The sequence below is a fragment of the Streptomyces sp. NPDC046805 genome (assembly GCF_040645355.1).
Lineage (GTDB): Bacteria > Actinomycetota > Actinomycetes > Streptomycetales > Streptomycetaceae > Streptomyces.
In genome coordinates, this window is sequence record NZ_JBEYYC010000010.1 from 211,639 (window position 1) to 221,897 (window position 10,259).

Annotated in this window: 8 protein-coding genes; 7 read left to right on the forward strand and 1 reads right to left on the reverse strand. The window is 71.7% G+C overall.

Features of this window, described 5'->3' with window-relative positions; genetic code table 11:
- Positions 1 to 27: 27 nt before the first annotated feature.
- The 6 genes from ABZ910_RS14030 (at position 28) to ABZ910_RS14055 (ending at position 9,176) form a co-directional block, all read left to right on the forward strand.
- On the forward strand, positions 28 to 777 hold the full coding sequence (locus ABZ910_RS14030) for a (2Fe-2S)-binding protein (protein ID WP_361363354.1): 750 nt from the start codon (positions 28 to 30) through the stop codon (positions 775 to 777).
- 38 nt (positions 778 to 815) lie between these two features.
- Positions 816 to 1,985 (forward strand): glycogen synthase, encoded by a 1,170-nt coding sequence (glgA, locus tag ABZ910_RS14035; RefSeq protein WP_361363357.1) that lies wholly within the window; start codon positions 816 to 818, stop codon positions 1,983 to 1,985.
- Between the two features lie 70 nt (positions 1,986 to 2,055).
- Positions 2,056 to 3,276 carry a glucose-1-phosphate adenylyltransferase gene (glgC, locus tag ABZ910_RS14040; RefSeq protein WP_361363360.1) on the forward strand — a complete coding sequence of 407 codons (1,221 nt, stop codon included), beginning with the start codon at positions 2,056 to 2,058 and terminating at the stop codon, positions 3,274 to 3,276.
- A 177-nt stretch (positions 3,277 to 3,453) separates the two neighbouring features.
- Positions 3,454 to 5,787, forward strand: a complete 2,334-nt coding sequence (locus ABZ910_RS14045) for a GH92 family glycosyl hydrolase (protein ID WP_361363362.1) — start codon at positions 3,454 to 3,456, stop codon at positions 5,785 to 5,787.
- A 153-nt stretch (positions 5,788 to 5,940) separates the two neighbouring features.
- Positions 5,941 to 7,281: a wax ester/triacylglycerol synthase family O-acyltransferase gene (locus ABZ910_RS14050; protein ID WP_361363365.1), complete on the forward strand. Its 1,341-nt coding sequence runs from the start codon at positions 5,941 to 5,943 to the stop codon at positions 7,279 to 7,281.
- 377 nt (positions 7,282 to 7,658) lie between these two features.
- Positions 7,659 to 9,176 carry an SDR family NAD(P)-dependent oxidoreductase gene (locus ABZ910_RS14055; RefSeq protein WP_361363368.1) on the forward strand — a complete coding sequence of 506 codons (1,518 nt, stop codon included), beginning with the start codon at positions 7,659 to 7,661 and terminating at the stop codon, positions 9,174 to 9,176.
- A 26-nt stretch (positions 9,177 to 9,202) separates the two neighbouring features.
- On the opposite strand, the gene ABZ910_RS14060 is transcribed toward ABZ910_RS14055, so the two are convergent.
- Positions 9,203 to 9,610 carry a hypothetical protein gene (locus ABZ910_RS14060; protein ID WP_361363370.1) on the reverse strand — a complete coding sequence of 136 codons (408 nt, stop codon included), beginning with the start codon at positions 9,608 to 9,610 and terminating at the stop codon, positions 9,203 to 9,205.
- 301 nt (positions 9,611 to 9,911) lie between these two features.
- On the opposite strand from ABZ910_RS14060, the gene ABZ910_RS14065 reads away from it, so the two are divergent.
- Positions 9,912 to 10,085 (forward strand): hypothetical protein, encoded by a 174-nt coding sequence (locus tag ABZ910_RS14065; RefSeq protein ID WP_361363372.1) that lies wholly within the window; start codon positions 9,912 to 9,914, stop codon positions 10,083 to 10,085.
- Positions 10,086 to 10,259: the final 174 nt, after the last annotated feature.

Consider the following 10,259-nt stretch of genomic DNA (forward strand, 5'->3'; position numbering starts at 1 on the left):
CTGTGACTGCTGGTACTAATCCTGTTCGTGGACCTCGACCCCGATCTCGCAGCGCTCCGCCCGCTCGGCGGCTTCTTCGTCCTACGCACGACAGGAGGTGCGGAGGGCGCCCCGGCGGGATCGCTGCCGACGCTCGCCGAGACGTACGGAGCCGTAAGGTCGGATGTTTACGGCGATTCCATAATTTTCCGTGTCGATACGGTCGCGCACCGTCTTCGCACTCCTGAGCTGCGGGTTTCGGCGTCGATCACACAGCAGGGGCTTGCGGCCCGCCTCTGGTCCGCGGCCCTCGGCTGCGCCGCGCTGTACGGCCGTGTCCCGGATCTGAACCCGGCCGCGCTGCGCTGGGACGCCGGCGCCGCCGCGCCCGACGACCTGTGGCTGACCGAGGTGCGCCCGCTGCCCGGGTACGCGGACGCGCTCGCGGCCACCGTGCTGGAGGGACACCTCGAACCCCTGGGGGTGGCCCTGAGGGCCCGCTACGGTATCGCCGCCGGTCTGCTCCGGGGCAACGCGGGCTCCGCGCTCGCCGGCGCCGCCCGCGAACTGGACCGCTGGGCACGCGCCAACGGGCGTACCGACGTGGCGCATCGGGCCCGTGCGCTCACCGCCGAGCTGTTCGCCCACCCCCTCCTGCGCACCACCGGCACCCTCACCGGCACCGCCTTCCGGCGCCGCAGCTGCTGCCTCTACTACCGCGTCCCCGGCGGCGGCATCTGCGGCGACTGCTGCTTCGCACGGGCACCGCACTCTTCCCCGCGCGCCTCATCTGGGTGACCATGAAAGGAACCTGCGGCTGAAACCAGGGGGTTGCGGTGCGAGTGGGACTGCTGAGCCGGGAGTACCCCCCGGACGTGTACGGCGGCGCGGGGGTCCATGTCGAGTTCCTGGCCAGGGAGTTGGCGTCCCTCGTCGACCTGGAGGTGCACTGCTGGGGCGAGGGCCGCGGCTTCGGGGTCGTACGCCACCGCCCGTGGTCCGCGCTCGACACCGCCAACGACGCGCTGCGCACCTTCTCCGTGGACCTCTCCATGACCGCCGCCCTCAGGAGTCGCGAACTCGTCCACTCCCACACCTGGTACGCGGGCCTCGCCGGCCACCTCGCCAAGCTCCTGTACGGCATCCCGCACGTGACGACCGCCCACTCCCTGGAGCCGCTGCGGCCCTGGAAGGCCGAGCAACTCGGCGGCGGATACGCCCTGTCCGGCTGGTCCGAACGTACCGCGATCGAGGGCGCCGACGCGGTGATCGCCGTGTCGGGGGCCATGCGCGAGGACGTCCTCGGCTGCTATCCGGCCCTGGACCCGGCCCGGGTCCATGTCGTGCACAACGGCATCGACACCACCCTCTACCGGCCGGACCACGGCACCGACGTCCTCGCCCGGATCGGCGTGGACCCGGCTCGCCCCTACGTCCTGTTCGTCGGCCGCATCACCCGGCAGAAGGGCGTGCCCCATCTGCTGCGCGCGGTACGGGACATCGACCCGGCGGCACAGGTCGTGCTGTGTGCGGGCGCGCCCGACACCCCGGAGATCGACCGCGAGTTCCGCGAGCAGTTCCGCGAGTTGAGCGCGGTCCGCGACGGCGTGCACTGGATCCCGCGCATGATGCCGCGCACGGATGTGATCCAACTCCTCACCCACGCGGCCGTGTTCGTCTGTCCCTCGGTCTACGAGCCGCTCGGCATCGTCAATCTGGAGGCGATGGCCTGCGGCACGCCCGTCGTGGCCTCGGCGGTCGGCGGCATTCCCGAGGTCGTCGAGGACGGCGAGACGGGGCTCCTCGTGCCCGTGGACGCGGCCGACGTGGACGGGGTGGACCTCGCGGCGGGCCTCACCCGCGCACTGGACTCGCTCCTCGGCGATCCGGAGACCGCCCGGCGGATGGGAGAGGCCGGACGGGAGCGCGCGGTGGGCGAGTTCGGGTGGGACGCCGTGGCCCGGCGGACGGTGCGGCTGTACGAGGAGATCCTCAAACAGGAATAGCGGGCCCGGCGAGGGCTCGATCGCCCGACGAGGGCTCAGTCAACGCTCAACCAGGGTGAGGGGAGCGGCCATGCGTCGTGGAGGACCTTCAGTTCTCGGGATCGTACTGGCGGGCGGCGAGGGCAAGCGGCTGATGCCCCTGACCACGGACCGCGCCAAACCCGCGGTCACCTTCGGCGGCACGTACCGCCTCGTCGACTTCGTGCTCTCCAACCTCGTCAACGCCGACATACTGCGCGTGTGCGTGCTGACCCAGTACAAGTCGCACTCGCTGGACCGGCACATCACCACCACCTGGCGGATGTCCAGCCTGCTCGGCAACTACGTCACCCCGGTCCCGGCGCAGCAGCGCCTCGGCCCGCGCTGGTACCTGGGCAGCGCCGACGCGATCCTCCAGTCGCTCAACCTCGTCCATGACGAACAGCCCGACTACGTCGCGGTGTTCGGGGCCGACCACGTCTACCGAATGGACCCGCGCCAGATGCTGGAGCAGCACATCGACGGCGGTGCGGGCGTGACCGTCGCGGGCATCCGCGTACCGCGCACCGAGTCCTCCTCGTTCGGTGTGATCACCCCCGGCTCCGACGGGCAGACCGTCGAGCGGTTCCTGGAGAAGCCCGCTGACCCGCCCGGCCTGCCGGACGACCCGGAGTCCGTCTTCGCCTCCATGGGCAACTACATCTTCACCACCAAGGCCCTGATCGAGGCGCTCGGGCGGGACGCCGAGGACGCGCAGTCCGTGCACGACATGGGCGGCTCGATCCTGCCCCAGCTCACCGGCCGCGGCGAGGCGCAGCTGTACGACTTCAGCGACAACCACGTCCCCGGCGAGACCACCGGCGACCGGGGCTACTGGAGGGACGTCGGCACCCTCGACGCCTACTACGACGCCCACATGGACCTGATCGCCGAGCGCCCGGCCTTCAACCTCTTCAACCGCACCTGGCCCATCTACACCCACTCCGGCCAGCTCTCGCCCGCCCGCTTCAACGCCGGCGGCATCGCGAGCGGGTCCATAATCAGCGCGGGTTGCCTGATCCGCGGCCAGGTCACGCGGTCCGTTCTGTCGCCCGGCGTGGTGGTGGACCCGGGGGCCGTCGTCCAGGGGTCGGTGCTGCACGACAACGTCCACGTCGGCCGGGGTGCGGTGGTGCGCGGGGCCGTGCTCGACAAGAACGTCCAGGTGCCGCCCGGGGCGACGATCGGGGTCAACCCGGAGCGGGACGCCGAGCTGTACACCGTTTCCACGGGCGGGGTGATCGCCCTGGGGAAGGGACAGCTGGTTCCCTAGGGGCTCTGTCTCGGGCGCTTCAGGGCCCCTCATGGCGCCTCAGGGCCCTCTTGGCGCATAGGCGGCACCGGTCCCGCGCCGCGACGCGTACCGGCCGAACGTCGCGGGATCCCCGGCTTCCCGCCCTCCGGACCTCAGGATGCAGGCAACGATGTCGAGCTCCGGAGGTCATCCGACATGAGAGGGACCCGGCTGCCGCGGCTGTGCCTGGCCGGGGCGATGGCGGCGTCCGCGCTGCTCGGCGCGCCCACCCCCGCACGGGCCGCCGCACCGAGCGCCGGCCGGCTCACCGACCTGGTCAACCCGTTCATCGGAACCGCGCACGAGGGCAACATCTTTCCCGGCGCGGCCGTGCCCTTCGGGATGGTGCAGTTGTCGCCGGACACCGGGCACAACACCGGCTACGACTACGCGCAGCGCCGTGTCCGAGGCTTCTCGCTCGTCCACCTGTCGGGCGTCGGCTGCCGCATCGGCGGCGACCTGCCGGTCCTGCCGACCACGGGCGACGTCACGGAGACGGACTACGCCAAGTACGCGGCCGGATTCCGCCACGACGACGAGCAGGCGAGCCCCGGCTACTACCGGGTGCGCCTGTCCTCCGGGATCGACACCGAGCTCACGGCTACCGCGCGCACCGGCGTCCAGCGCTACACCTTCCCGGCCACCGACAAGGCCAACGTCCTGCTCAACGCGCACCAGGCGCTGCACAAAGCGGTCGACAGCACGGCGGAGATCCTCGACGACCACACCGTCCGCACCACGATCACCGGCCACGGCTTCTGCCGCGACACCCTGCCCTACACCGTCCACACGATCACCCGCTTCGACCGGCCCTTCACCGCGTACGGCAGCTGGGACGGCGCCGCCGTCACCCCCGGCTCGCGCACCGGCCATGGCGGCGCCTACGTCCGCTTCGACACGACGACGGACCGCACCGTCACCGCGACCACCGCCCTGTCGTACGTCGACGCGCACGGCGCGGAGGTCAACCTCCGTGCGGAGGGCGGCCGTTCCTTCGACGCGGTGCGCGCGGCGGCCCGCCGCGCCTGGGAGGCGCGCCTCGGCACGGTGCGGGTCCGGGGCGGGGACGCCACCCGGCGCCGTACGTTCTACTCGTCGCTGTACCGGTCGTTCCTGGCGCCCAACGTCGGCAGCGACGCCGACGGCCGCTACACCGGCTGGGACCTGCGCGTGCATCGCGCCAAGGGCTTCACGTACTACCAGAACTGGTCCCTGTGGGACACGTACCGCACCCAGTGCCAGCTCCTCGCCCTGCTCGCGCCCCGCGAGGCCCGTGACATGGCCGTCTCGGTGATCAGGGTCGGCGAGGAGGGCGGCTGGCTGCCGAAGTGGGGCTACGGCACGGTCGAGACGAACATCATGACCGGCGACCCGGTCACCCCGTTCCTGACCACCGCCTACCAGCACGGGCTGCTCGGGGGACCCGAGGGCTACGCGGCGCGGGCGTACCGGCTGCTGAAGCGGAACGCCGACGAGGTGCCCCCGGCCGACGTGCCGACGACGGGCCGGGAGGCCAACGCCGAGTACATCGCGCACGGCTTCGCGCCGTACATCAAGAACCGCCCGCGGACCAAGCTCGGCGACTCCGACTACCACCAGGGCGGCTCGGTGACCCTGGAGTACGCCCTGTCCGACGCGATGCTCGCGCGGATGGCCCGCAGCCTCGGCCACACGGCGGACGCCGACCGGTGGGCGGCCCGCTCCCGGAACTACCGCACCGTCTTCGACCCGGCGACCGGCTTCTTCCGTGCCCGGGACGCCTCAGGCGCCTTCACCGGACCCGCCGACCCGGCCCGGAGCGTCGGTTTCCACGAGGGCACCGCCTGGCAGTACCAGTGGCTGGTGCCGCAGGACCTGCCGGGCCTGGTCCGGCTGATCGGAGGTCAGCGGGCGGCGAACGACCGGCTGGACGCGTTCTTCGCTTACGGCAAGCTGCTCGCGGACCCGGAACGCACCGCCCGCGAGGAGTGGGTGCACGGCAACGCGTACGCCTACTACAACTCGGCCACCTACAACCCGCAGAACGAGCCCGACCTCATCGCCCCGTACACCTACCTGTCGACCGGACAGCCCTGGAAGACCACCGACGTGGTGCACGCGGCGCTGACCCTCTTCACGGACGCGCCGACCGGCATGACCGGCAACGACGACCTGGGCACGATGTCCGCCTGGCACGTGCTGTCGTCGATCGGGCTCTTCCCGGTCCAGCCCGGGTACGACACCTGGGGACTGTCCACGCCCGTCTTCGACCGGGTCGAGCTCACTCTCGACCGCCGATACTGGCCGAGCGGCGGGCTGACGGTGACCGCACCCGGCACCTCGGCCGCCGACCGCTACGTGCAGACCGTCCGCGCGGACGGACTTACGTACGGCCGGACGTATCTGACGGGGGGTGCGCTGCGCTCCCTGCGCACCCTCGCGTTCACGGTCGGCCCGCACCCGTCGGAGTGGGGAACCGCGCCCCGGGCGGCGCCCCCCTCCCTGACGTGACCTCAGACGACGTGCACGTCGAGCCCCTTTCGGCGGGGAGACTTCATCTGAAGTTAACTATGCGTAACTTGATCGTACTTGACCGTAATCGCTTGTCGGAGGTTGACTGCTTGCCACCCTTCGTCGTGCCCCTTCGTCGATGTGAGGCAAGTCTTGACCTCTGATCTGCTCGCTCCCCTCGACCTGGCCTTCTGGAACATCGAATCGGACCGGCACCCGATGCACCTGGGCGCGCTCGGTGTCTTCTCCGCGCACTCGCCCACCGCCGGCGCCCACGCGGCCGACCTGCTCGCCGCCCGCGCCGCCGCCGTACCGGGGCTGCGGATGCGCATTCGCGACGTCTGGCAGCCGGTCGGCTCCCCCTTCTCGCTCCCGCTGGCCTTCGGCGGCGCGACCCGTGAACCAGACCCCGACTTCGACCCGATGAACCACGTACGGCTGCACGCCCCGACCGACGACTTCCAGGCCGTCGCCGGACAGCTCATGGAACGCCCGCTGGAGCGCGGCCGGCCACCCTGGGAGGCGCATGTGCTGCCCGGCGAGGACGGGGTCTCCTTCGCCGTGCTGTTCAAGTTCCACCACGCGCTCGCCGACGGCCTGCGGGCACTCAAGCTCGCCGCCGGCGTCCTGGACCCGATGGACCTGCCCGAGCGCGCCCCCCGCGCCGTCGAGCCGCCGCGCGGCCCGCTGCCCGACATGCGCAAGCTGCCCGGCCTGCTGCGGGGCGCCCTGTCGGAGGTCGGCCAGGCCCTCGACATCGGCGCCTCCGTCGCCCTCTCCAGCCTCGGCGTGCGCTCCTCCACGGCGCTGACCTCCGCCCCCAGCGGCACCCGCCGCACCGCCGGTGTCGTCCTCGACATCGACGACGTGCACCGGGTGCGCAAGGCCGTCGGCGGCACCGTCAACGACGTGCTGATCGCGGTCGTCGCGGGCGCGCTGCGCCGCTGGCTGGACGAACGCGGCGACGGCAGCGAGGGCGTCGCCCCGCGCGCCCTGATCCCCGTCTCCCGGCGCCGCCCGCGCTCCGCGCACACGCAGGGCAACCGGCTCTCGGGGTACCTGATACGGCTTCCCGTGGACGATCCCGACCCGCTCCGCCGCCTCGCCGCGGTGCGCACGGCGATGGACCGCAACAAGGACGCCGGCCCCACGCGGGGCGCCGGTGCCGTCGCGCTGCTCGCCGACCACGTGCCGGCGCTCGGCCACCGGCTCGGCGGACCGCTCGTCGGCCAGGCCGCCCGGCTCTGGTTCGACATCCTGGTCACCAGCGTGCCGCTGCCCGGCCTCGGCCTGCGCCTCGGCGGCCATCCGCTCACCGAGGTCTATCCCTTCGCCCCGCTCGCCCCGGGCCAGTCCCTGGCGGTCGCGGTCTCGACGTACCGCGGCCGTGTCCACTACGGGCTGGTCGCGGACGGACGGGCCGTACCGGACCTTGACCGGCTGGCTCGGGCTGTGTCGGACGAGGTGGAGATGTTGATGACCGTGTGTGACTAGTGACCGGCCGCGCGCCCTTTTTGGATCGATCACCTACGGGGCACCGCCCTTTTGGGCGCACCGTCGGTGAGGGCCGTCCAAGGCCACGCATCCCAACGCGTCGGCCGGGAGAGAGCCGCAGGGGCGCGCCGGTGTCGAGGCGGCATGGGGGTACCTCCCTGCTCGAGCGAAGCCGAGAGCTTGGGGGAGCGCGGAGGCCCGAAGGGCTGAGCACGATCGCGGCCTCGACACCGGCTTTGGCGCCCCGAAGGCGAACGACCCAAACCAGGGGCCTCCTATGAGCGGTTTGGTGGTATAGGCGGGCGCTCCGTAAAATTCGCTGTTCGAAGGCGGGCGCGACCGGTGCCCTGCGCAGGGATCAGGGAAGCGGCAGCGCGATGACGGTGACAGAGGACGGCCTGGCGACCACGGGCGACGTGGCGTACGAGCCCCGTGACGAGGTGGTCCACGGCCCCGGCATCGATCCCGAGCGTCTGGCCGTCTGCCTCGCCGTACTGGAGGAGCTCGACGAGCTCGACGTCGACCACCCCGACGCGATCAAGGTGCGCCGGGCCACCTCGCACATCTACCGCACGGTCAAGCAGCGCCGCCGCCAGGAGCGCCGGGCCGCCAAGACCGCCCACGACAAGGCGGTCACCGAGGCCACCGCGACCGGCTCCGCGCAGCGCATCGACGACGAGACCGAGGGCATCCTGCCGTCGTCGATCACGGAGGCGGGGCGGATCGCGGGCATACTCCAGCGCCCGCGCTCCTGCTACACCTGCAAGAGCCGGTACGTGGAAGTCGACTACTTCTACCACCAGCTCTGTCCCGACTGTGCCCGCGTGAACCGCGACAAGCGCGACGTCCGAGCCGACCTCGCCGGCAAGCGCGCGCTGCTCACCGGCGGCCGGGCCAAGATCGGCATGTACATCGCACTGCGACTGCTGCGTGACGGTGCGCACACGACGATCACCACGCGCTTCCCGAAGGACGCCATCCGCCGCTTCAAGGCGATGGACGACTCGGCGGACTGGATGCACCGTCTGGAGGTCGTCGGCATCGACCTGCGCGACCCGGCGCAGGCCGTGGCCCTCGCGGACCAGATGACCGAGGCGGGCCCGCTCGACATCCTGATCAACAACGCGACGCAGACCGTGCGCCGGCTGCCCTCCGCCTACGCCGCGCTGGTCGACGGCGAGAGCGCCCCGCTGCCGGCCGGTGAGCTTCCCGCTCACCACGTCATCGGCGCCTTCAACTCGGGCGCGGTCGACGGTCTGGCCGCGCTGCCCCTGGGCACCAGCGGTCTCGACGCCCAGAAGGTCGCCGACCTCGCCCTGGTCGCGGGCAACGCCAGCGTGGCCCGGCACCTCGACGGCACCGCCATCGACGCGGGCGGCCTGGTCCCCGACGTCGTCGACTCCAACACCTGGGTGCAGACCATCGAGCAGATCTCCCCGGTGGAGCTCCTCGAGACCCAGCTGTGCAACTACACGTCGCCGTTCATCCTGATCAGCAAGCTCCGCCCGGCCATGGCCGAGGCAGCCAAGAAGGCGTCGAGCGGACGCGCGTACGTCGTGAACGTCTCGGCGATGGAGGGCGTCTTCGGCCGCGGCTACAAGGGCGCGGGCCACCCGAACACGAACGCCGCCAAGGCCGCGATGAACATGGTGACGCGGACCAGCGCCCAGGAGATGTTCGACACCGACGGCATCCTCATGACCTCGGTCGACACCGGCTGGATCACCGACGAGCGCCCCCACTACGACAAGCTCCGCATGGCCGAGGCCGGCTTCCACGCCCCGCTCGACCTGGTCGACGGCGCGGCTCGCGTCTACGACCCGATCGTGCGCGGCGAGGCGGGCGACGACCTGTACGGCGTGTTCATGAAGGACTACGCGCCCGGCAGGTGGTGACCTGATCCGTCCGCGGTGACGGGCCGTCAGTCGGCGGTCCGCACGTGGGCGCTCCGGGCCGCCACCATCTCCAGCACCGTGCGCCAGTCCTCCAGGACCCCTGCGTCGAAGTGAGTGGCCCGGGCCTCCTCCCGTGCATGGCGCAGGCGCAGGAGATCGTCGTCGGCCGGCGGGCCGTGGGTCGTGTGAGGGTGGCGTACGAGGCCGGCGACGCGTTCGCCGAGCAGGGGGCGTACGGCGTCGGCCGCGCGGTCCGCCTGCCCGGCCTCGTCGCCGGAGTGCAGCAGCTGCCCGATGGCGTGCACCAGTCCCGCGAGCTGCAGCTCCTTGTCGGCGGGGCGGCCGCGGCGCAGCAGCGCGGCGGTCCGCAGCGCGTGCTCGCATCGGCAGGCGTAGAGCAGGTCCATCAGTTCCTGGACGGTGCGCAGCTCCATGCGTCGATCCTCCCGCGGTACAGCCGGTGCCGTGCGCCAGCAGATCAGGGCGAGTTTTCGACTCGGCCAACGGGGCCTGAACTGCGCGGCGTCAGGGCTCATGCGTTCGCAGTCATAGGCCGATCGGGTGATTCCAAACGGCGCATCGTGTGATGAACAGGGCAAAATAGGGCTGTTAGAGCACGCGTTGACGCGCGATAGTTACAGATTGTTTGCACTCCCTATCGAGCGGACCCCCGCTCATTTGGTTAGTCTGGAGCCGACGGACAACAGCACCGGGGCCCAACATGAGGAGTGCGCGGTGACACCCGAGAAGACGAATCGAGACGAGCGCCCCAAGGAACGCAAGGAGCGCACCGGCCGTCGGCCCGGACAGCTCGGCAACCTTGACGTATGGGCCCGGTCCGCCCCGATCCGCCTCGCGGGTTACGAGGACGACCTCGCCGAACCCCACATCCTGCCGAGCGTCGACTGACCGCCGGTCAGCCACCGCGCGAACGACGAAGCGGCATGGGCGTGCGAAGCCACGCCGGGCGCACGCCCGTGCCGAGCACAGAAGCGGGGGGCCCGAGCCGGCCCCCGGGGGTGTGTGGTCGGGCGGGGGTCGGCCCCCCCGCGGGGGAGTCGAGCCGCCCCCGGCGCGTCCCCC

Coding starts and splice junctions, on each gene's coding strand:
- glgC (WP_361363360.1), top strand. CDS start 2,056: ATGCGTCGTGGAGGACCTTCAGTTCTCGGGATCGTACTGGCGGGCGGC.
- ABZ910_RS14045 (WP_361363362.1), top strand. CDS start 3,454: ATGAGAGGGACCCGGCTGCCGCGGCTGTGCCTGGCCGGGGCGATGGCG.
- ABZ910_RS14055 (WP_361363368.1), top strand. CDS start 7,659: ATGACGGTGACAGAGGACGGCCTGGCGACCACGGGCGACGTGGCGTAC.
- ABZ910_RS14060 (WP_361363370.1), bottom strand. CDS start 9,610: ATGGAGCTGCGCACCGTCCAGGAACTGATGGACCTGCTCTACGCCTGC.